Origin of the sequence: Mycobacterium sp. 236(2023) (assembly GCF_029623955.1) — a bacterium.
GTDB lineage: Bacteria > Actinomycetota > Actinomycetes > Mycobacteriales > Mycobacteriaceae > Mycobacterium.
Map to the genome: position 1 here is coordinate 77,084 of NZ_JARSBP010000009.1, position 21,271 is coordinate 98,354.

Annotated in this window: 20 protein-coding genes; 4 read left to right on the plus strand and 16 right to left on the minus strand. The window is 65.8% G+C overall.

Annotated elements, in window-relative coordinates; genetic code table 11:
* The first annotated feature begins 20 nt into the window (after nucleotides 1-20).
* The 3 genes from P9A17_RS28455 to P9A17_RS28465 all read left to right on the plus strand — a co-directional run bounded on the left by P9A17_RS28455 (nucleotide 21) and on the right by P9A17_RS28465 (nucleotide 3,661).
* Complete coding sequence (locus tag P9A17_RS28455; RefSeq protein WP_278042124.1) at nucleotides 21-1,223, plus strand: cytochrome P450; 1,203 nt, start codon at nucleotides 21-23, stop codon at nucleotides 1,221-1,223.
* Nucleotides 1,224-1,296: 73 nt separating this feature from the next.
* On the plus strand, nucleotides 1,297-2,133 hold the full coding sequence (locus P9A17_RS28460; RefSeq protein WP_278042125.1) for a mycofactocin-coupled SDR family oxidoreductase: 837 nt from the start codon (nucleotides 1,297-1,299) through the stop codon (nucleotides 2,131-2,133).
* An 85-nt stretch (nucleotides 2,134-2,218) separates the two neighbouring features.
* Nucleotides 2,219-3,661: a wax ester/triacylglycerol synthase family O-acyltransferase gene (locus P9A17_RS28465; RefSeq protein ID WP_278042126.1), complete on the plus strand. Its 1,443-nt coding sequence runs from the start codon at nucleotides 2,219-2,221 to the stop codon at nucleotides 3,659-3,661.
* 1 nt (nucleotide 3,662) lies between these two features.
* On the opposite strand, the gene fadD12 is transcribed toward P9A17_RS28465, so the two are convergent.
* Nucleotides 3,663-5,285: an acyl-CoA ligase FadD12 gene (gene fadD12, locus P9A17_RS28470; RefSeq protein ID WP_278042127.1), complete on the minus strand. Its 1,623-nt coding sequence runs from the start codon at nucleotides 5,283-5,285 to the stop codon at nucleotides 3,663-3,665.
* Nucleotides 5,286-5,290: 5 nt separating this feature from the next.
* The gene (locus tag P9A17_RS28475) at nucleotides 5,291-6,088 is read right to left on the minus strand and encodes a lysophospholipid acyltransferase family protein (protein WP_278042128.1); all 798 of its coding nucleotides are present in this window, start codon (nucleotides 6,086-6,088) and stop codon (nucleotides 5,291-5,293) included.
* Between the two features lie 62 nt (nucleotides 6,089-6,150).
* Here P9A17_RS28475 and P9A17_RS28480 point away from each other — a divergent pair, with 62 nt between their 5' ends.
* Nucleotides 6,151-7,212 (plus strand): NAD(P)-dependent oxidoreductase, encoded by a 1,062-nt coding sequence (locus P9A17_RS28480; protein ID WP_278042129.1) that lies wholly within the window; start codon nucleotides 6,151-6,153, stop codon nucleotides 7,210-7,212.
* Here the strand turns inward: P9A17_RS28480 and P9A17_RS28485 are convergent.
* The 14 genes from P9A17_RS28485 to P9A17_RS28550 are packed head-to-tail and all read right to left on the minus strand — an operon-like array spanning nucleotide 7,209 to nucleotide 21,261.
* On the minus strand, nucleotides 7,209-8,015 hold the full coding sequence (locus P9A17_RS28485; RefSeq protein WP_278042130.1) for an SDR family oxidoreductase: 807 nt from the start codon (nucleotides 8,013-8,015) through the stop codon (nucleotides 7,209-7,211). The genes P9A17_RS28480 and P9A17_RS28485 overlap by 4 nt on opposite strands.
* A gap of 10 nt (nucleotides 8,016-8,025) precedes the next feature.
* Nucleotides 8,026-10,434 (minus strand): CoA transferase, encoded by a 2,409-nt coding sequence (locus P9A17_RS28490; RefSeq protein ID WP_278042131.1) that lies wholly within the window; start codon nucleotides 10,432-10,434, stop codon nucleotides 8,026-8,028.
* Nucleotides 10,435-11,394 carry an enoyl-CoA hydratase/isomerase family protein gene (locus tag P9A17_RS28495; protein ID WP_278042132.1) on the minus strand — a complete coding sequence of 320 codons (960 nt, stop codon included), beginning with the start codon at nucleotides 11,392-11,394 and terminating at the stop codon, nucleotides 10,435-10,437. It abuts the gene before it with no gap.
* The gene (locus tag P9A17_RS28500) at nucleotides 11,387-12,532 is read right to left on the minus strand and encodes a M24 family metallopeptidase (RefSeq protein WP_278042133.1); all 1,146 of its coding nucleotides are present in this window, start codon (nucleotides 12,530-12,532) and stop codon (nucleotides 11,387-11,389) included. The genes P9A17_RS28495 and P9A17_RS28500 overlap by 8 nt, the downstream gene beginning before the upstream one ends.
* The gene (locus P9A17_RS28505; RefSeq protein WP_278042134.1) at nucleotides 12,529-13,779 is read right to left on the minus strand and encodes a Xaa-Pro peptidase family protein; all 1,251 of its coding nucleotides are present in this window, start codon (nucleotides 13,777-13,779) and stop codon (nucleotides 12,529-12,531) included. The genes P9A17_RS28500 and P9A17_RS28505 overlap by 4 nt, the downstream gene beginning before the upstream one ends.
* Nucleotides 13,776-14,969 carry an amidohydrolase family protein gene (locus tag P9A17_RS28510; protein ID WP_278042135.1) on the minus strand — a complete coding sequence of 398 codons (1,194 nt, stop codon included), beginning with the start codon at nucleotides 14,967-14,969 and terminating at the stop codon, nucleotides 13,776-13,778. Before P9A17_RS28510 ends, P9A17_RS28505 begins: the two co-directional genes overlap by 4 nt.
* A gap of 41 nt (nucleotides 14,970-15,010) precedes the next feature.
* Entirely contained in the window at nucleotides 15,011-16,243 is a 1,233-nt protein-coding gene (locus P9A17_RS28515) for a cytochrome P450 (protein ID WP_278042136.1), read from the minus strand.
* Between the two features lies 1 nt (nucleotide 16,244).
* Nucleotides 16,245-16,439 (minus strand): ferredoxin, encoded by a 195-nt coding sequence (locus P9A17_RS28520; RefSeq protein WP_278042137.1) that lies wholly within the window; start codon nucleotides 16,437-16,439, stop codon nucleotides 16,245-16,247.
* 1 nt (nucleotide 16,440) lies between these two features.
* Nucleotides 16,441-17,115, minus strand: a complete 675-nt coding sequence (locus P9A17_RS28525; protein ID WP_278042138.1) for a TetR family transcriptional regulator — start codon at nucleotides 17,113-17,115, stop codon at nucleotides 16,441-16,443.
* A 32-nt stretch (nucleotides 17,116-17,147) separates the two neighbouring features.
* Nucleotides 17,148-18,011, minus strand: a complete 864-nt coding sequence (locus P9A17_RS28530) for an SDR family oxidoreductase (protein WP_278042139.1) — start codon at nucleotides 18,009-18,011, stop codon at nucleotides 17,148-17,150.
* A complete protein-coding gene (locus P9A17_RS28535) occupies nucleotides 18,004-18,843 on the minus strand; it encodes an alpha/beta hydrolase (RefSeq protein WP_278042140.1) in 840 nt (279 codons plus the stop codon). Before P9A17_RS28535 ends, P9A17_RS28530 begins: the two co-directional genes overlap by 8 nt.
* The gene (locus P9A17_RS28540) at nucleotides 18,840-19,430 is read right to left on the minus strand and encodes an NAD(P)H-dependent oxidoreductase (RefSeq protein WP_278042141.1); all 591 of its coding nucleotides are present in this window, start codon (nucleotides 19,428-19,430) and stop codon (nucleotides 18,840-18,842) included. Before P9A17_RS28540 ends, P9A17_RS28535 begins: the two co-directional genes overlap by 4 nt.
* Before the next feature lie 8 nt (nucleotides 19,431-19,438).
* Nucleotides 19,439-20,437, minus strand: a complete 999-nt coding sequence (locus P9A17_RS28545; protein WP_278042142.1) for a cyclase family protein — start codon at nucleotides 20,435-20,437, stop codon at nucleotides 19,439-19,441.
* Complete coding sequence (locus P9A17_RS28550) at nucleotides 20,434-21,261, minus strand: coniferyl-alcohol dehydrogenase (protein WP_278042143.1); 828 nt, start codon at nucleotides 21,259-21,261, stop codon at nucleotides 20,434-20,436. Before P9A17_RS28550 ends, P9A17_RS28545 begins: the two co-directional genes overlap by 4 nt.
* Nucleotides 21,262-21,271: the final 10 nt, after the last annotated feature.

Here is a 21,271-nt window from a genome sequence, read left to right on the forward strand (position 1 = left end):
GATCCAGCGAGAGGGACACCGTGACGATCAGCGCCGATGTTCATGATGCCGCCACAGCGGACGAGTTGTACTACGACCCGTACAGCGTCGAACTGAACATGAACCCCTACCCGGTGTTCGCACGCATCCGCGAGGAAGCACCGCTGTACTACAACGAGAAGCACGACTTCTACGCGCTCAGCCGATTCGACGACGTGAACAAGGCAGTCATCGATCACGAGACGTTCATCTCCGGCCGCGGTGCGTTGCTGGAAATCATCAAGTCCGGCATGGAGATCCCCCCGGGGACGCTGATCTTCGAGGATCCACCGATCCACAACATCCACCGCAATCTTCTGTCGCGGATGTTCACCCCGCGCAAGGTGCTCGCCCTGGAACCGCAGATCCGGGAGTTCACCGCGCGCTGCCTGGACCCGCTCGTCGGCACCGGACGGTTCGATTTCGTCAACGACCTCGGTGAACAGATGCCGATGCGCGTCATCGGGATGCTTCTCGGCATTCCGGAGGAGCATCAGCGCCGCGTCACCGACCACGGCGAAGCGACCCTCCAGAGCAAGGAAGTCAACCTGATGGCCACCGGCGAGGTGTTCGCCGAGTTCATCGACTACCGCACCGAACATCCGTCCGACGACATCATGACCGACCTGCTCAACGTCGAGTTCACCGACGAGACGGGTACCGTACGCCGCCTGACCCGCGATGAGCTCCTCATGTACCTGACGGTCGTCGCCACCGCCGGCTCCGAGACGACCACCAGGCTCATCGGTTGGGCCGGAAAGACATTGGCCGAGAACCCGGACCAGCGCCGCGAACTCGTGGAGAACCCGGATCTGATCCCGCAGGCGATCGAAGAGATCCTGCGCTGGGAGCCGCCGGCGTTGCAGATCGCCCGCTACGTGACACGGGACGTCGAGTACTACGGACAGACGGTTCCCGAAGGTTCGGCGATGCTGATGCTCGTGGGCGCCGCCAACCGTGATCACCGCCGCTTCCCACCCGACGGCGACGTCTTCGACATCCACCGAGAACTGCGCTCGCACATGACCTTCGGCGCCGGGACGCACTTCTGCATGGGCAATGCCCTCGCACGCCTCGAAGGGCGGATCGCGCTCGAGGAGATCCTCAAACGATTCCCCACGTGGGAGGTCGACTGGGAGAACGCGGCGCCATCGCAGACAACGGCGGTGCGCGGCTGGGATTCCATGCCGACCTTCACTTCCTGAACCCGAATACTTCCCAAACCTCCCGACACCGAACGACATCACCCACAACCCACCGACGAAGGACTGAAAAACCATGGCAGGACGTGTAGAAGGCAAAGTCGCGTTCATCACCGGCGCCGCCCGCGGGCAGGGTCGGGCGCACGCCGTTCGACTGGCCGAAGAGGGCGCCGACATCATCGCCGTCGACATCTGCAAGCAGATCGAGAGCGTGCTGATCCCGCTGTCCACTCCCGAAGACCTCGCGGAAACCGCGGACCTGGTGAAGAACGCCGGCGGCCGCATCCACACCGCCGAGGTCGACGTCCGTGACTACGACGCCCTGAAGTCCGCTGTCGACGCGGGTGTCGAGGAGTTCGGCAAGCTCGACATCATCGTTGCCAACGCCGGCATCGGCAACGGTGGCCAGACGCTCGACAAGACCAGCGAACCCGACTGGGACGACATGATCGGCGTCAACCTGTCCGGTGTGTGGAAGACCGTCAAAGCCGGTGTCCCCCATATCCTCGCCGGTGGCAACGGCGGTTCGATCATCCTGACGAGTTCGGTCGGCGGCCTGAAGGCCTACCCGCACACCGGTCACTACGTCGCCGCCAAGCACGGTGTGGTCGGCCTGATGCGCACGTTCGCCGTCGAGCTCGGCGCCCAGAACGTCCGCGTCAACTCGGTGCACCCGACGAACGTCAACACTCCCCTGTTCATGAACGAGCCGACGATGAAGCTGTTCCGGCCGGACCTGGAGAACCCGGGCCCCGACGACATGAAGGTCATCGGACAGCTGATGCACACGCTGCCGATCGGATGGGTGGAGCCCGAAGACATCGCCAACGCGGTGCTGTTCCTGGCATCCGACGAGGCGCGCTTCATCACCGGCGTCACCTTGCCGGTCGACGGTGGCAGCTGCCTGAAGTAGCGGGTCCCGAAACTCGCGCCGTCTGCGGCGACGCATTCGCTGAATCCACCGTGATCAACTGTCGCGAGTGGTTGCATGGTTGACCATGAAGCGTCTCAATGGCATGGACGCCATGCTGTTGTACAGCGAGACCCCCAACCTGCACACCCACACACTCAAAGTGGCGGTGATCGACGCCGCGCACTACGACGGCGAGTACGGATTCGACGCGTTCCGCCAGACCATCGCGCGGCGCCTGCATCTGCTTGAGCCACTGCGGTACAGGCTGATCGACATTCCGTTGCGGCTGCATCATCCGATGTGGCTGCAGGACTGCCCCGTCGACCTCGACTACCACCTGCGCCGGGTGCGGGTGCCCGCGCCCGGCGGGCGGCGCGAGCTCGACCGTGTGATCGGCGAGATCGCCAGTACGCCGCTGGACCGCGACAAGCCACTGTGGGAGTTCCACTTCGCCGAGGGCATGGCCGACGGCCGCTTCGCGCTGATCGGCAAGGTGCACCACACGCTGGCCGACGGCGTGGCCTCGGCGAACCTCCTTGCCCGCCTGATGGATTTGGTCGGAACCGCACAGGACGAGAGGGAAGAGCCGCCGGAAACGTGCGAGGAACCATCCCCCAAAGAACTGCTGTGGGAGGCGCAACTCGACCACTTCCAGAACATCGCCGAGATCCCCGTCCTGGTTGCCGACGCCGCGCGCGGAATGTCCCGACTGCGCAAGCGTGCCAAAGAGCGGGAGGGGCATCCGGATCTGGCGAAGCCGTTCAATGCCCCACCGACCTTCCTCAATCACGTGGTGTCACCGATTCGCACCTTCGCCACGGCAACGCTGTCACTGGCCGAGGTCAAGGAGACGGCGAAACACCTTGGCGTGACGTTCAACGACGTCGTGCTCGCCGTCGCCGCCGGTGGTCTTCGCGAGCTGCTGTTGCGCTATGACGGTCGCGCGGACCGCCCGATCATGGCGACGGTCCCCATTGCGACGGACAAGTCGACCGACCGGATCACCGGCAACGAGATCGGCGGCATGATGGTGTCGCTTCCGGTGCACATCGACGATCCGTTGGACCGCGTGAAGCTGACGTCTGTGGCGACCGCTCGCGCCAAGGAGAACAACGACCTCCTCGGGCCCACGCTGCAGGGCAGGCTGCTCGAGTACCTGCCTCCGCCGTTGGCACCCGCGCTGTTCAAGGCGCAGGCCAAACGCGCCGACCACAACCGATTGATGAACGTGGCGATCTCGAATGTGCCCGGACCCAAAGAGCGCGGTCACGTCGGAGGCGCGCCCGTCAGCGAGATCTATTCCGTCGGTGTGCTTTCCGCGGGCAGCGCCTTCAACATGACGGTGTGGAGTTACGTCGACCAGCTCGATATCGCGGTGCTGTCCGACGACTGCACCTTCGACGATCCCCACGAGTCGACCGATGCGATGGTGCACGCATTCGACGAGCTCCGTCAGGCGTGCGGACTGCCACCGGCCGCCACGGTGGACACCGCGATGCCACCGGCGTGGGCGGGCGGGCAGCCGTGATTCAGGTTCCGCGCAGCTCGTTGCGCAGGATCTTGCCGGTGCTGCCGCGGGGCAGTTCGTCGAGGATCGCGATATCCCGCGGCACCTTGTAATTGGCCAGATTGCCACGCACATGGGCCTTGAGGTCGTCGACGGTCGCCGCACCGCCGTCGGCCAGCACGACGAAGGCGGCAAGACGTTGACCGTATTCCGCATCGTCGACTCCGAGCACGGCCGCCTCCGCCACCTCGGGGTGAGCGACGAGTGTCTTCTCCACCTCGATCGGATAGACGTTCTCCCCGCCGGAGACGATCATCTCGTCGTCGCGACCGACGACGAACAGTCTGCCCGCCTCGTCGAGGTAGCCCATGTCACCGGAGGCCATGAAACCGTCGTGAAAATCTTTGGTGGCACCTGAGGTGTAGCCGTCGAAAAGCGTTCCGCTGCGCACGAATATCTGACCGACCTCGCCGGGGGGCACTTCGCGATGTGCCGCGTCGAGGATCCGGAGCTCGGTGCCGTCTGCCGGTTTGCCCGCGGTGTCGGGAGCCACGCGGAGGTCAGCAGGGGTCGCAGTCGCGATCATGCCGGCTTCGGTGGCGTTGTAGTTGTTGTAGATGACTTCGCCGAACTGGTCCATGAACGCCGTCACGACATCGGGGCGCATGCGCGATCCGGATGCCGTCGCGAAGCGTAAAGATCTGCCGCTGTAGCGGTTACGCACGTCGTCGGGCAGGTCCATGATCCGGTCGAACATCACGGGGACGACGGCCAGCCCGGTGGCCTGGTGGCGGTCGACCATGGCGAGCGTCGCCGCGGGGTCGAACTTGCGGCGCGTGACGATGGGGCATGCCAGCAGCGCGGCGAACAGGAGCTGGGAGAAACCCCACGCATGGAACATCGGGGCGGCGATGACGATCGGTTCTTCGGCCCGCCACGGCGTCCTGTCGAGAACCGCCTTGAGGTCGCCGGCACCACCACTGCCCGCAGAACGCTTGGCACCCTTGGGGCTTCCGGTGGTTCCCGACGTGAGCAAGATGACGTCGCTCTTGCGGGTCGCCGGCTGCGGCCGCTGGCCCAGGTGTTCGTCGATGAGGGACTCCAGGGCCGGCTCCGAGCTCTCGGAGTCGACCCATGCCAGAATCCGGACCGCACCCGGGGTGTCCTGCAGCGCCCGATCGACGGTCGCCGAGAACTCCTGGTCATAGATGACGACATCGGCGCCTTCGCGCTCGATGACTTCCGCCATCGCCGGGCCGGCGAACGACGTGTTCAGCAGCAACACGTCCGCACCGATGCGGTTGGCGCCGACGAGCGCCTCGACGAATCCCCGGTGATTGCGGCACATCACCGCCACGGTCGCCGGCGAGCCGGCAATTGAGCCCTGCGGGTTATGTTTTTGCTTCTGCAACGCGACACCGAGTGCGTCACACCGGTCATCGAGCTGCTTCCAGGTCAACGTGCCGAGCTCGTCGATGATGCCGGGGCGGTCCGGGCAGCGCTGCGCAGCGGCGGCGAACCCTACCGTCGCCGTCAGACCGGCACGACGCATCGCCAGGCCCATCCGCAGGTAGCGGTCGGGGCGCATCGGCGCGATCAGCCGCGCCCGCCAGAGTGTCGCGAGCATTCCCAGCTGATCAGCCATGGGGCTCAACCTATTACAGGGAACCGGCGCTTGCGGGAGAGTTCGTCGAGCGCCTTCTGCATCACGGATCGCACGTAATGGTCGACCTCGTCGACGTCCGGGTTCTCGCCGAACGTGGCGGTGATGTCGATCGGCTCAAGGACCCGGGTGACGATCTTGGACGGCAGCGGCAGGTTGGGTGGGAAAATCACCGAAAGGCCGAACGGGAAGCCGATGCTGACCGGCAGGATCTCCATCCGGGCCTTCGTCAGACCGATCCGGCGGGCGATCGAGTCGCCGCGCGCCAAGAACATCTGCGTCTCCTGCGCCCCGATCGACACCATCGGCACGATGGGCACACCCGCGTCGATCGCGGTGCGGACGTAGCCGGTACGGCCGGCGAAGTCGACATGGTTGGCACTGAACGTCGGCCGGTAGGAGTCGTAGTCGCCACCGGGGAACACCAGCACCACCGCACCGTCCCGCAGGGCCTTGCCCGCATTCTCGCGACTGGCCTCGATCACGCCGGTGCGGCGCAGCAGGTCACCGAGCGGTCCGATGAACACTCCGTAGTGGGCGAGTGTGTACAGCGGTCGGTCGAAGCCGAAGCGCTTGTAGAACTCCGGGGCGAAAACCAGAACGTCCGGGGTGAGCATGCCGCCGGAGTGGTTGGACACCAACAGCGCCCCGCCGGTTTCGGGCATGGAAGACAGTCCGCCCACCTCGGCACGGAAGTATCGTCTGATCCACGGACCGACCAGGTTCGTGATCTGACGGGTGAATCCGGGGTCCCACTTGGCCGTCTCGGCGCTCTCGTCGGACATGATTTCGGATATGCTACTCTCCGATTAAGAGAATGTCATATCCGCAGGTAGGAGACTTCCATATGCCGGGTACTGTGCTCGTCACCGGAGGCTTCGGCCTCGTCGGGTCAGCCACCGTGCGCAGGTTGGCCGAACTCGGCCGGGCCGTCGTCATCGCCGATCTGCACACTCCGGCCAACGAGCAGGCTTCCGGCTCCTTGCCTCCCGGCGTCAGCGTTCGCTGGGCTGACCTCACCAACGCCGAGGAGACAGCCCGACTCGTCGCCGACGTCGCCCCCTCGGTCATCATCCATCTCGCCGCGATCATCCCGCCGGCGATCTACAAGAATGCGAAACTCGCCCGTCGCGTCAACGTCGATGCGACCGCGACGTTGGTCAAGATCGCCGAAGCGCAGCCGACGCCTCCACGCTGGGTGCAGGCGTCGAGCAACGCCGTCTACGGCGCGCGCAATCCACACAAGGCCACCGGTCCTGTGACGGCGGACATGCCGATGAAGCACTCCGACCTTTACAGCGCGCACAAGGCCGAGGCCGAAGCGATCGTGCGGGCATCCTCGCTGGAGTGGGTCGTACTGCGTCTCGGGGGCGTCCTCAGTGTTGACCCCAAGGCCATTCCGTTCAACGCCGACGCCCTCTACTTCGAGAGCCTGCTGCCGACGGACTGCCGCATGCACAGCGTCGATGTCCGCGACGTCGCGTGGGCGTTCGCCGCGGCCACCACCGCCGACGTTGCGGGCGAGATCCTGCTGATAGCAGGTGACGACTCTCATCGGCAGGAGTACGGCGACATCACCCCGGCGCTCGCAGGCGCCCGGGGCCTCAAGGGCGGCCTTGCGCCGGGCCGCAAAGGGAACCCCGACGACGATGACGCGTGGTTCGTCACCGATTGGATGGACACCACCCGTGCGCAGGAAGCCCTGCAGTTCCAGCACTATTCGTGGCAGGACATGATCGACGAGGCCACCCGCCAGGCAGGACCGGCGAGGTACGTGCTACCGCTCGCGGCCCCGGTCATCCGCGCGATTCTCAAGCGGCGCGGCGCCTATTGGAAGCAGCCCGGGCGCTATGCCGACCCGTGGGGCGCGATCAAGCGCAAGTTCGGCGATCCAGCACCGGACTCCTAGGCGGGCCCCAGTTTCGGCGCGCCGGTTCGCGGGTGGAAATACCAACCGCCTGCGGCTTCTGTTCCACCGTCGACATGGATGGTCTGCCCTGTGATGTAGCCGGCCATATCCGAGGCGAGAAAGACTGCTGCCGAGGCAATCTCGTCGACATGCCCGGCCCGTCTCATCGGAATGCCGGCACCGATGTCCGCGGACAGCACGCCGTCGGCGAGACTCTGCAGCCCTTCGGTCATCGTCAGGTCCGGAGCGAGCGCGTTGACCCGGATGCCGTACGGCGCCAACTCGAACGACGCCGTCTTGGTGTAGTTGATCACCCCGGCTTTGGCGGCCGCGTACGCCGCGTAGCCGGGTGCCGCACGGTTGCCCTCGATCGACGTGACGTTGATGACGCTCCCGGGTGTGCCCGCGTCGACCAGGCGACGAGCGACCCGTTGCGTGCACAGCAGCACATGCCGGAGATTGCTGCGGTACAACGCATCCCAGCCGTTCTCCGACGTCTCCAGCAGCGGCGAGTTGAAGGTGCCGCCGGCGTTGTTGACCAGGATCGAGACCGGGCCCAGCTCCCGCTCTGTGCGTTCCAGTGCCGCATCGACCGCCGCGGCGTCGCGCACGTCGGTGGTCACCCCGAGGCCGCCGATGCCGTCGGCGGCCTCGGTGCAGGTGCCGGGATCGTGTTCCCAGATCGCCACCGACGCCCCGAAAGCGGCCAATCCCGCAGCGATTCCCTTGCCGATGCCGGCTCCCCCACCCGTGACGACGGCGACACGGCCGGTGAGCAGGATGTCCGACGGGGCGATGGCCATGACTGGCAGGCTAGCGTGCGGGGGCCGTGCCGATGACCCCGTCGGCTTCGAGCCGACCGATCTCCTCCTCGGTCAACCCCAGCTCACCGAGAATCTGGTGATTGTGCTGCCCGAGCAGCGGGGCGGGGGCGGTGTGTACCCGGTCCGGCCCGCGGGTGCTGCGGAACGGCAGCGTGCTGTGCGGGGTGGCCGGATTGACAGGATGTTCGACCGCTTCGAAAAACGCGCGTGCCGCCAGCTGCGGAATCTCGGTCTGGCGGTGCGGTTGCAACACCTTGGCCACCGGAACGCCGTTGCCCCAAAGGGTCTCGACGATCTGGTCGCGGGAGCGTTCAGCACACCAGGCGGACAGGTGCCGGTCGATCAGATCATGGTGCGCCCGCCGCCCCTCCGCCGCAGCCAGGTCGGCGGTGGCCCACTCGGGGTCTCCGAGCGCATCGCAGAGCCCGGACCATTGTTCGTCGGTCGCCACGGCGATCGCCACCCAGCTGTCGAGGCGACCGAACTCGTCGATCTCGTTCGACAGGTACAGGTTCTGCGGGGCGGCGACCGGCCCGCGATTACCGTCCCGCTGGAGCAGCGCCCCGTAGGCGGAGTACTCGATCACCTGCTCGGCGGCCACGCTGAGGGCGGCATCGACCATCGCGGCTTCGATCATCGTGCCCTCGCCCGTGCGCCTGCGATGCTCGAGCGCCAGCAGAATCGCATTGAGTGCGTGGATGCCCGCGTTGGGGTCACCGACCGAGTAGGGCTCGAACGGGTTCAGATCGGGATAGCCGGTGAGCCAACTGATTCCGGCCGCCGCCTCAATGACATAGGCGAACGCCGGATTGTCCCGCCACGGGCCGTCCAGGCCGAAGCCCGGCATCCGGACCATGACCACATCCGGCCGGATCTCCTTGATGACGTCGTACGTCAGCCCCATGCTCTCCAGCACTCGGGGCGTGAAGTTCTCGACGACGACGTCGGCCGTCCCGATCAGGCGCTTGAGGAGATCCCTGCCGGTGTCGCTCTGCAGGTTCAGCGTGATGCCACGCTTGTTCGTGTTGAGTCCCGAGAAGATCGGCGACTGCTCCCACCACTGGTCCTCGGTGACGGGGATGCCTGCGATCAGCCGCGTGCCGTCGGGGTGGCGGGTGGACTCGACGTGGATGACGTCGGCACCGAGCATCGCCAGCAGATGCGTGCAGCTCGGGCCGGCCCAGAACGTCGTCATGTCGACGACACGCAACGCCTCGAACGGCAGCCCCTCTTTTCGCGGAATAGGGTTCCTGGCTGCTGCCGAGCCGGTATCGCGACCCGGAACGCTATTCCGGTAGTGGTCGGTGTGCTCGCCGAGGCGGGGCGCGGGTTCGGGCTCACGCAGGGTCGCGGCACTGAGGCGATAGGGCGCAGCCGGCTGGGTGAATCCGTCGCGCGGATTGACGACGAACGCCCCGCGCTCCACATACTGGTCGAGATCCTCGACGTTGGCACCGTTGGCCACCGGCGCGTTCGGAATCCTGAATGCGGTTGCCAGATCCCGGATCTCGTCCACAGTCTGGTCTGCAACCCAGGCGTAGAGTTCTTCGGCCCTCTCGTTGGCCTGCTGGGTGATCGACAGCGGTGACTCCTCGTCGATCCATTCCACATGACCCGTCATCGCACACAGGTCGAACCACTGCTGCGCCGTCCCACAGCCGATGTCGATCAAACCGTCCTTGGCGCGGGCAATGCCGGGCACCGTCAGTCGGCGGGCGTCGCGCCACGGGCGTCCGAGCATCTCGAAATAGCTCACCGGGTAGTAGGTGAGCCCGAGAATCGCCGTCTCCAGCATCGACAGGTCGATCAACTCACCGCCGCCGCGGATGCGGGATGCGAGCGTGGCGGCGCTGGCGTACGCACCGGCGAGATATTCGCCGACCTGGCCGCCGACGTACACCGGGGCCCGGTCGGGGGCTCCGCGGCCGAGGCCCACGACTCCCCCCGACCATGCCTGCAGCGTGAATTCCGTTGCAGGGCGGTCACACCAGGGACCCTGCAGACCGAAGGCGGTGATCGCCGCGACGGTCAGGTGCGGATGACGCTCGAGGATCGCGCCGGGCGTGAAGTCGGGATGGTCCGTCACTCCCGGTGATCGCGACCAGACGACCGCATCCGCTCCTGCGAGCAGCGCGTCGATCAGTTCTGCATCGACGCGCGGGTCTGCCGCGACGGAGTGTTTGGAACACGCCAGATACGAAAACAGTGCGCCGTCCTCACCGTCGGCGATCCCGGCACCGGAGGCCGACCAGTGGCGCAGCGGATCACCGTGTGGCGGTTCGACTTTGACGACAGATGCGCCACCATCGGCAAGGAGCTTGGTGCAGTAGCCGCCGGCGATGCCGCTGGACAGGTCGACGACGGCATAGCCGGACAGGGGCGGCTCGGACAACGCCATCTAGTCCTGTTTGGCCCGGTTGCGCTTGCTCAGACGGAACTCGGGCGGGAACTTGCTGTCGTTGTCGTTCACCGCTGCCGACAGTCCGCTGTCGATCGACTCGAACATGTCCAGATCGTCATCGCTGTCGTTGGCCACGCCGTTACCCATCGACTCGAAGAACGCGCTGAGCAGGCTGCCCATGTATTCACCCTGCTGTTGCTTGAACACCTCGAAGAACAGCTTCTGCTGAAACACGGTGTCTACCGGACGGTTTCGCGCACACGCGAGGGCGTACTTCTCCACCTCGGCCTCCAGCTGATCGCGTGCCACCACCTTGTTCAGGAAGTTGCAGTCGTACATCTCGGCGGCAGTGAACGGGCGACCGGTGAATACCATCTCCTGGAACTTGCGTAGACCCATCATCTGCACCCAGGTCCACATGCGCGGACCCCAACCGTGGTATCGGAACGACGGGTGACCGAAGAGCGCATCGTCAGACGAGATCACCAGATCCGCGTCGGCACACTGGTAAAAGTGCCAGCCATAGCAGTAGCCCTTGGCCTCGACGATGCTGATCTTCTTGAAGTCCTGCAGCGCGCGGTTGCCCGCCTGAGAGTTGGCATACCAGGCGCTGATGGTCGCACCGTTGCGGAAGGTTCCCTTCGGGGGGTACGTGACCTCTCCGACACCGTCATCCTCCAACCGGAGTTCGGCCAGCCGTACCGCAGGATTGTCGTTGCCCTCCATGAACTCCGGGAGGTCGGCACCGCTACCGAGGTTGTCGCCCACCCCACGGATGATGACAACCTTGACGTCATTGTCGGCGTTAGCCGCCCGCAGGATGTCGGCATACCGCAGTCGCGCCATCGACGTCGGGGCGTTCAGGAACTCCGGACGGTTGAACGTGATCGTGGCGATCTTCGTCTTCGGGTTCTTCTCGTAGAGGATGATCTCCTCGGGCGTAGGCCGCTCAGACATTGGCCGTGCCGATCGCAGTCCCCGCGAACGACGGGCTGGAGGTCAGCACCTCGGGGCCGTCGTCGTTGATCAGAACCGCGTCGCGGCTGAATACGGCTCCGACACCCGGCTCCCAGACATACGACGTGACCGCGAGAACGGTTCCAGGGTCCAATCTTTCGGCCGCAGACGTGGCAGGCAGATCTGGTGAGACCACCGGCGGGTCGAACCCCAGCCCGAGTCCGTGGGCCACCGGGATCGGTGGCAGCGATTCTCCGGCAGCCTCGTATGCGTTGAGCAGGTCAGCGGCGGGCGCACCGGGCCGACAGGCGTCAAGGAGTCTGTCCCACAGGTCATTCGAGCGCCGATACAGCGCCTGCACCTCGGGGGTGTCCTCGCCCACCGGCCAGGTACGCCCGACCTCGCCGACATAACCGTCGGCCAGCGCGCCGGCGGCGAACGCCACCAGGTCGCCCTCACCGATCCTGCCGTCACGTCGGCCGACCCGCCACGAATGTTCGGGCGAGGTGATCCAGACACCGTCCTGGGTGGCCGACGTGCTGAAGCCGCCCGCCGCCATCGCCTCCATGAGGACACCGTTGAGCGCCTGCTCAGTGATTCCGGCCTCGAGGCCGGAAACCGCTGCGGCAAGGCCGCGTTCGGCAACTGCCAACGCCCCGCGCAGCACCCGAAGTTCGTCGGCCGTCTTGCCGCGCCGCGCGGCCTTCATCGCGGCCTCCCCGTCGACGAACTCGGCCTTCGGGAACGCCATCGGCAGCAGTTGCGCGAACGTCGGGGACATGGCGTCGGTCCCTACGCGGGCCGCGGTCTCGGCTCCGTCGATGTTCTTGAGGACCTCGATCAGCGTCATCGGGTTCCACGCCAGGCCGTAGAGGTGATCGTGTCCGATTTCGTCGGGGATGCCCTCGTCCCAGCTGCTGTTGAGGTGGATGTCGCCGGTTGTCCGGACCAGCACGCAGATCGGCGCGAACGGCCGGGTGCCCGCGACCCAGAGTTGCGGGGCGCCGGTGACGTACCGGACGTTGGCCTGGCGGCCCAGGACCAGGATGTCGAGGTCTGCGGCCGCCATCTCGGCGAGCACCCGCTCGCGTCGTCCGGTGCGCAGGGCCAGATCGTCGGGAACGATCTCTTCACTCATGAGCTTCTCCCATAAGGCGCGTAGGGGTAGTCCGTGATCGGCTGGTACCCGTCTTCGGTGATGACGACGATCTCCTCGCTGCGGTAGCCGCCGGTGCCGTCCTCCCAGATGACGGGCTCGAGCACCAACAGCATCCCGGCGGGGAAGACGAAGTTGTCGTCGAACTCTTCACCGAGATCCGTTCCGATCATCGGCATTTCAGCGGCATTGGTACCGATGCCATGACCGAGGTAGAAGTGCGGCAACCACGGTTTGGTACCCCCGTTGGCTGCGATCGCCGCGCGAGCGAGGTCACCGGAGGTCGCACCAGCCCTGGTCACCGCGAGCACTGCGTCGAGGATGTGGCGCCATTTGGCGAACTGGTCCTGCTGCTTGGCCGTGGGCTCGCGCCCGACCACCCAGGTGCGGCCCCAGTCAGAGCAGTAGCCCTCGTAGGTGATGCTGATGTCGGTCCACAGCACGTCACCGTCGGCCAGTTCCTTCTCCGTCGGCAGCAGCGGCAACGCCAGATCGCCCGTCGTGGTCCACACCGCGCCGCTGTTGCGCGTCGTCGGCATGACCTGCCAGATGGCTTCGATCATGTTCGTGGTCGCACCGAGTTCGAAGGCGCGGCGGACGAAGTGCGCCGACAGATCCATCTGGCGGACACCGGGGGCCAACGACGCCTGTACGTCGGCGACCGCTTCCTCGGTGATGCGGCACGCCTTTCGGACCGCGGCGATCTGATCGACCGTCTTCACCAACTTGGCCGGGCCGATCACCTGCGCAGCGTCCGAGGGCGGGCCGGCAGGAAACAGCCGACCGGCAGCTCGCCGCATCGCACCCGTCAGTTCGTCGACCGCGGCGGTCGACCCCGGCGGGACCAGATCGGACAGCACGCGGGCGAAATGGTCTACGCCCTCGTCGAATTCGAGGTACAGCGGACCGTGGACGTGATCGGTCGGAACCTCGGTCTCGAAGGCGCTGCCCTCCTGAAAAGGCATGAACAGGTGCGGATGCTCGTCGTCTGCCAGCACGACGGCCACCGGACGCTCGACATGGGACAGCCCTGCGTCGAGAAGCGGCCAGCTCGCGCCTGTCGCGTAGACGACGTTGCCGTTGCCGAGCAGAACCAGCGCGTCGACACCCTTGGCCTTCATCGACTCTCGCAGGCGCGCACCGCATTCGCGATACATCCGATCGCGGTCGGGCAACTCGGGGATGCCGAGCTGCGCCAGGCCGCTCGACGTGGCGAAGGTAGTGGTCATGCTATTCCCAGGAACTTCTGCACGTTGGTGCTGACGATCTTGACCGCAGCTTCGGGTCCGACCGCCTCGACCACCGAAGCGAGTGACTTCTCCGAGTAGCCGAAGGTGCTCTCGTTGTGCGGATAGTCCGAGGACCACATGACGTTGTCGACGCCGATGCGGTCGATCAACTGCAGGCCCAGCGGGTCGACCATGAACGATGCGCTCATGTGGTTGCGCCAGTAGTAACTCACGTCGTGCTGCAGTTCGTGGTTGAACATGTGGCGATAGGACGCAAGCATGTGCTCGGCATCCTGCAATGCCGTCGGCACCCAGGCGATTCCACCTTCGAACCACCCGATCTTCAGCGACGGGTGTCGGTCCAGGATGCCAGAGAACACGTACTTGGCGAACTGCTCGCGGAACGAGTCGACGTTGACCATCATGCCGACGACCACGCTGTTGTGCTGGCACGGCGTCTTGGGCGGCGTCTCACCGATGTGGTGGCTGACCGGAATGCCCGAGGCTTCGATCTCGTCCCATACGGCGTCCATCTCGGTGCTGCCGTAGTCGTAGATGTTGCCCTCGTCGTCCTTGCCGGGATTCAAAGGCAGCAGAAATGTCTTGAGGCCCAACGACTTCAACTCTTCGAGCGTGCTGCGTGTGCCCTTCGGATCCCACCAGTTGATCAGTCCCACACCGTAGAAATGCCCGTTGGAGCGCTCCTGCAGGTCGGCGATGTGCTCGTTGTAGATCCGGAACACCCGCTCGCGAAGTCCCTTGTCCGGGTAGTGGAACAGCGCGAGAACGGCGTTGGGGAAAGCGAGTTCCCTGTCGATGCCGTCTTCCTTGAGCTCACGGATGCGGGCCTCGATGTTGTTCGACGCGGCGCCGGCGAGGTCGTCGTACTGCATCAGCACGCGGCCGAAGTCACCGCCGGTCCAAGCCTTGCCCTTCATGCCGACCATGTACGCGCCGTCCTCGTACCAGATACGCGGTGCGGCGCCCTTGAGCTCCTCGGGGAAGCGCTCGTAGAAGATGTCGTCGGCCACCGAGATGTGGTTGTCGGCGGAGAAGATCACGGTGTCGGCGGGAAGACCGACGACGCCGCCCGTGGAATGGCCTTGACGGTTCTTGGGGGCGCCGAAGCCCTCGGGCGGGTACAGGGTGGTCGGGGGGTGGGCGGGCGGCTGCACTGTTGGTGTAGTCATTTGGGCCTCCAATCGGGCTGTAGGAGTTGAGGTCTCGGGTACTACCAGGTCACGGGAAGTTCGTAGACGCCGTAAGCGAGGCGGTCGTGCTTGAACGGCACTTCGTCGATCGGGATCGCCAGCTTCAGGGTCGGGATGCGGCGCAGCAACGTGTGGAACACGATCTGCAGTTCGGCGCGAGCCAACTGCTGGCCCACACACTGGTGCCGTCCGTAGCCGAAGCCGAGTTGCTGCCCCGCGTCACGGGTGAGGTCGAGCTTGTCGGGCTCTGGGTAGGTCACCGCGTCCCAATTGGCGGGCGCGAGGTCGAGGATGATGCCCTCCCCCGCGCGAATCGTCTCACCACCGATCTCGATGTCTTCGGTCGCGACACGGCGCTGACCGTTCTGGATGATCGACAGGTAGCGCATCAGTTCTTCGACCGCGTTCGCGATGAACTTCGGATCCTCCGAATCCCGCAGCAGTGCGGCCTGTTCGGGGTTGTCGAGCAGAGCGCAGATGCCGATGCCGATCATGTTGGCTGTGGTCTCGTGGCCCGCGATCAGGAGTCCGGTGCCGAGCTGCGCGGCCTCCTTGACGCTGATCTCTCCGGCGGTGACGCGCTCGGCGAGGTCGGACACGGCGTCCTCGGCGGGGTTGGCCTGCTTCTGCTCGACGAGGTTGATCAGATATTGGTGCAGGCTCATCGCACCCTTTTGCATGGCGTCGGCGGCGGCGAAGCGCGCAAGGCCGGCGTTGGCGTGTTCCTGGAAGAACTCGTGGTCCTCGTAGGGCACGCCGAGCATGTCGCTGATCACCCGGGTGGGTACCGGTAACGCCAGTTTGGCCACCAGGTCGGCCGGTTGCGGTCCGGCGAGGATCTCGTCGATGCACTCATCGGTGACCTCCTGGATCACCGGGCGCAGCGCCTCGACGCGACGGAACGTGAACGGCTTGGACAGCATCCGGCGGAACCGGGTGTGCTCCTCGGCATCCGACGTGAACACCGAGCGCGGGCGCTTGTTCACCGTGGAGAGCATGTGTTCGTTCCAGTGCGGGAAGCCGTCACGCCGATCGTCGACACTGACGCGCGGATCGGCGAAAAGTGTCCGCGCCACCTCGTGTCCGGTGATCAGCCACGGGGTCGTCCCGTTCCAGATCCGCACCCGGGAAAGGGGTTTGGATTCGTTCATCTCGAGCATCTGCCGGGGTGGCGCGAACGGGCAGCCGCTCTCCCGCTCCATCGGGTACTCGGGCGCGGCGGAGACTGCCTGCTCGTCGAGCGTGTCTGTCATTTCACTCCTCGATCTGGATGGCCAGGGCTGGGCAAGCGGCCGCGGCGTTTCTGGTCTCTTGGGCGTACTCAGGCCCAGGCTCGGGGATCAGCAGTTCGACGACACCGTCATCGTCGCGTTGGTCGAAGACCTCCATCGCGTTGAGGACGCACTGACCCGAGGACACGCACTTGTCCTGGTCGACGGTGACCTTCATGTCACGGAATCTCCGTGACGGGTGCCTGCCAGAGGCCGACGATCGCATCGATGAGGCCGGATCCGACTGCACCCCAAGAGGTTCGGGGCAGATCCGCTCCGTCGGCGAAAGCCCTTTCGAAATCGGCGCAGGTGTGAACCAGCAGATTCCTGGCCATGATGTTGCGCTCGACGACGACGGCCATGGGGAGCTCGGGCAGGCAGCGGGTGATGCCGTCGACCACCCGGACCAGCGACGGCGACGCGAGCGCATCCCTGACGACGATCTTCTGATACGCAGGATCCGCCAGGGCCTGAGCGGCGAACCGCGCGTACCACGTCGGATTACCCAGCTGCGCAAGGTGTTCGGTGAGCGAACACACCAGACAGGTGATCCAATCGCGCAACTCGGCCGAGTCGCCGGAGCGCGCCACCATCCGTTCGAGGAGCAGTTCGATCGACGCGCGGTGCTTCTGCTCGATGGCGCGGACGAGATCGGTCTTCGTGCCGAAGTGGTAGCCGACCGCGGCGTTGTTCCCCTGCCCGGCGGCTTCGCTGACCTGCCTGTTCGAGACGGCGTACACCCCGTGCTCGGCATACAGCCGTTCAGCGGCCTTCAGGATCGCCTCTTGGGTGGTCGTGGCGCGGTCGGCGCGCACCGTCCTGGCTGTCGTCACCCCTACAGTGAACCCGGTCACACCGACTAAGTCAAGCGACTGATTTAAAGGTATCACCGCTGGTTGTCGCTGGTCTCCGCCGTCGCATCGTCCGGATTTGCGGCCTTCGGCGCCCTGCGGACGATCACCTTGCCCGCCACCGTGCCCCCGTCGACGGGCAGTACGGTGCCGGTGACATAGCGCGACCGGTCGGTGGCCAGGTACAGCGCCGCTTCTGCCACGTCGTCGGCCGTGCCTTCTCTCTTGAGCGGCCTGTCGTCGCGCATCTGCTGCCGGATCCTGGCCTCGAAACGCTCCAGCTTCTCGCGGTCCTCGTCCGTAGCCGACGACGCCAGGATCGGAGTGGGGATGTTGCCCGGGGCGAGGCAGTTGACCCGGACCTCATAGTGCGCGAGCTCGATCGCCGCGCATTTCGTGAAGTGGATGATGGCTGCCTTCGACGCCCGGTACGTCGAGACTCCCCCGCCGGCCTGGATACCGCCGATCGAACCGAGATTGACGATTGAACCGCCACCATTGTCGGCCATGTGCCGCGCGGCATCGCGGGTGCCCGCCATCACCCCGAGCAGGTTCACGCGCATCACGCGGTCGAACTCTTCGAGGTCCTCGTGGAAGAGGCCCTTGCGCAGCGGGCTGGAGATGCCTGCGTTGTTCACCATCACATGCAAACCACCGAACGTCGACACCGCTGCCTGCACCAGCTCGGCCACCTGAGCCTGGTCGCCGACATCGGTGTGGAGGTAGACCACCTTCGCGCCGCCTGAATTCAGTTCCACTGCCAAGGATTCACCGAGATCGTCACGAACATCGGCGATCACCAGATGCGCACCTTCGGCGGCGAACCGCTCGGCGATACCGCGGCCGATGCCCGACGCACCGCCGGTGACGATCGCGACCTTGCCGGCAAGTTCAGTCATTCGTAACCCCTTCGAAGAACTCGAGCAGCAATTCGTTGACGACGTCGGGCTTCTCGATCTGCGGGCAGTGCCCCGCGTCGTCGACCACCGCAGACCGGCCGTGTTTGACCTGTCCGGCGATCTCGGCAGCCCAGCCTGCGGGCAGAAGCTTGTCCGCCCCGCCCTCGACCACCAGCGTCGGGACGGTGATGCGGTCGTATGCTCGCGCACTGCTCGGTGTCGCGGGAGGTTCCAGGCCAGGCCGCCGAAACCTCGCTGCCGCCAACGACTCCCACGCTCCCGGTGCCACGCTCGACTCGTAGCGACGGCGCACGTAGTGTCCGTCGTCGGAGAACGACTCGTCGGCGAACAGCGCGGTGACGATGCGGCGCATGCCGTCGAAGGTGGCGTCGTATTCGTAGAGCGCGCTGACATGCTCGTTGCGCTGGATCTCTCCGCCCCCGCAGATCGTGACCAGGCTGCGCACGGGCAGCACCGGTGCATCCGACGTGGCGTCGACGAGGAGGTTGATCGCTCCCATGGAGTTCCCGACGAAATGCGCCGAGGCGACGCCCATCACCTCGCAGAACCGGGCGATGTGGCGGATCCGCATCCCACGGCCATCGGTGAAGTCGACGACCTTGGCCGAATCCCCGAAGCCGAGCATGTCCGGCGCCAGCACGCGGTATCTGGTCGCCAGCGCTCCGATCGTGTGCTCCCACCCGATCCTGGCATTGGCCCCGAACTCCCCGCCGTGCAGCAGGACGACCGGATCCCCTTGTCCCGCTTCCAGATATCCGGTGACAAGACCGTCGACCGGCACCGATCTCGCTTCGAGCGCGGGCGCGCTCACGTCGTCTCTCTGTTTGTCTGGGCGAACGCGAGGACCTGGGTGGCCAGTAGTTCGAGCTGATTGGCCACGACTTTGCCCTGGTCGGTTTCCGCGAGGGCTCCGGAGGGATCCCAGATCGGATCGGCCGAGTTGATCGCGACGCCCAGCGGCGTCGGCCACGCGCGCAGTGCGTGACCGATACTGCGCAGCTGCGTCAACGTGCCGACTGCTGCCTGCCAACCGTAGGCGCAGCTGATACAGCCCCACGGAGTGTTGTCGAGATAGACGCGTGGATCCTCGCGGAGGTCTTCGATGTAGTCGAGGGCGTTCTTCACCAGGCCGGACACCGCACCGTGATAGCCGGGAGAGCCGACGACGACGGCATCGGCGTCGCGCAGCGTCTTGACCAGTTCGAGTGCGCGCGGGGTGCGTTCGAGTTCATGTGGCGCGTACATCGGCAGGTCGAGCTCCTCGGCCGCGAACAGCCGAGTGCGACCGCCCTGCTTCTCCACTGCCTCAAGGCAGTACCGCAGCGCGCGCTCGGTCGACGAGTTGGCCCTCAGGGTTCCGCCGAGGCCGACGATGAACGGTTGGTTGGTATCGGTCACTGGTCCACTCACTTGATCGCAATAGGGCTGACAGGGGCTCCCACCGCACCGACGACCTTCAGCGGCGGTGCGACGAGCTGGAATTCGTAGATGCCGTCGGCGGCGCAGTCGGCGGCGAGCGGGCCGAGATCCCAGTACTCACCGAGCATCAGACCCATATCCCGCAGGCACAGCATGTGCATCGGCAGAAACGTGCCGTCGACACCGTTGGCAGGGTTGGGGTCCTCGACCATCAGGTTGTCGGCGGCGACGGCGGCGACTTCGTGCCGGTGCAGCCAGGAGGCGCACGTCCAGTAAAGTCCCGAGCCCGCCTCGGCGCCGTCCCCGGTGGCCAGGAAGCGCGTCCACCATCCGGTGTGCACGACGACGATGTCCCCGGAACGGATCTCGACGTTCTGCTTGGCGACGATGTCGTCCAGTTCGTCTGGGGTGACCGGATTTCCGGGCTCACAGAACACGTCGGCACCCCGGTGGGCCACGACGTCGAGCAGGACTCCGCGCGACGTGATGCCCTTGCTGTCGACCTTCTCGATGCCCAGATGGTAGGCGCCGAAGCTGGTCACCGAATCCGCCGGGAATCCGTTGTAGAGCTTGTCCTCGTAGTAGACGTGCGACATCGCGTCCCACTGGGTGGCCGCCTGCAACGGCATCACGATGAGGTCGTCGTTGAACCGGAAGGGGTTGTCGGCGAAGAACGCACTGACATCTGCGGCGACCGCGTTGCGGAGCCATTCGGGGCCGTACTGGACCAGCGTCGAGGCGTCGCCGCCGTCGACCGTCATCACGTGCACCGGGTTCTGCCGGAACTTGAACGCTCCCTGCGGGCCTCCCGCGCTGAAGTCTCCGCCCAGCGAGATGACCTTGCCCTGCTTCACCAGACCGGCCGCCTCGGCGACCTTCTCCGGCGTGATGAAGTTCAGCGTCCCCAGCTCGTCGTCGTCCCCCCAGCGTCCCCAGTTGCGGACCTCGTCCCCCGCCTTGCGGAAGTCGCTCATCGTGCCGGTCATGAAAGGTCCTTTGCTCGTAACTGGTCGAACTCGCGCTCGGCCACCGTGCCGCCGTCGACCCAGATGACGTGACCGGTGATGTGCCGGGCTGCCGCGCTGTTCAGGAATGCCAGCACGCTGGCCTGTTCATCGGCGTCCGCGTGGCGGCCCAGAGGGTTGCTGAAGGCGTCCAGGAAACCTTGCCCGTAGGCGCCCCGCAGCTGGTCGAGAATAGGCGTGTCGGTCACCCCGGGAGCGGTGCAGTTGACGCGGATTCCCTTGGTTCCCAGCGCCGTCACTGCACGCATGCCGTAGAGGATGATCGCCTCTTTGGACAGCCGATAGCCGCCGTCGGCCAGCGCGTCGGGGTGGTGTTGACACCACTCGACGCCCTCGGCGAACGATCCCGTGTCGAGCAATCCCAGCGTCACCGACGCATTGGCGAGGTACTGCGATGCCGCCAGTGAGGACACGTTGGCGATCGCCGAACCCGGTGGCATCAACGGGATGAGCGCCTCGGTGAACCGCCGCATGCCGAGAAAATTGATCGTGACGACCCGCAGCGGATCCTTGATTCCCGAGGACACCCCGGCGACGTTGAACAGCGCGTCGACCGGGCCGTCGAGGGTGGCCACCGCGTCGGCGATCGACCCTTCGTCGGCCAGGTCGACAGCGTGAAACTCCGCGACACCGAAATCCGCGGCCGGTGGCCGGACATCGAGGCCGACAACGTGGGCCCCAAGCCCGCTCACCAGTTGTGCCAGCGCCGCACCGATACCCGACGCGCAGCCGGTCACGACTACGCACCTGCCGTCATAGCGGAACAGTCCGTCGCTCTGAACCACGGTCGTGAGT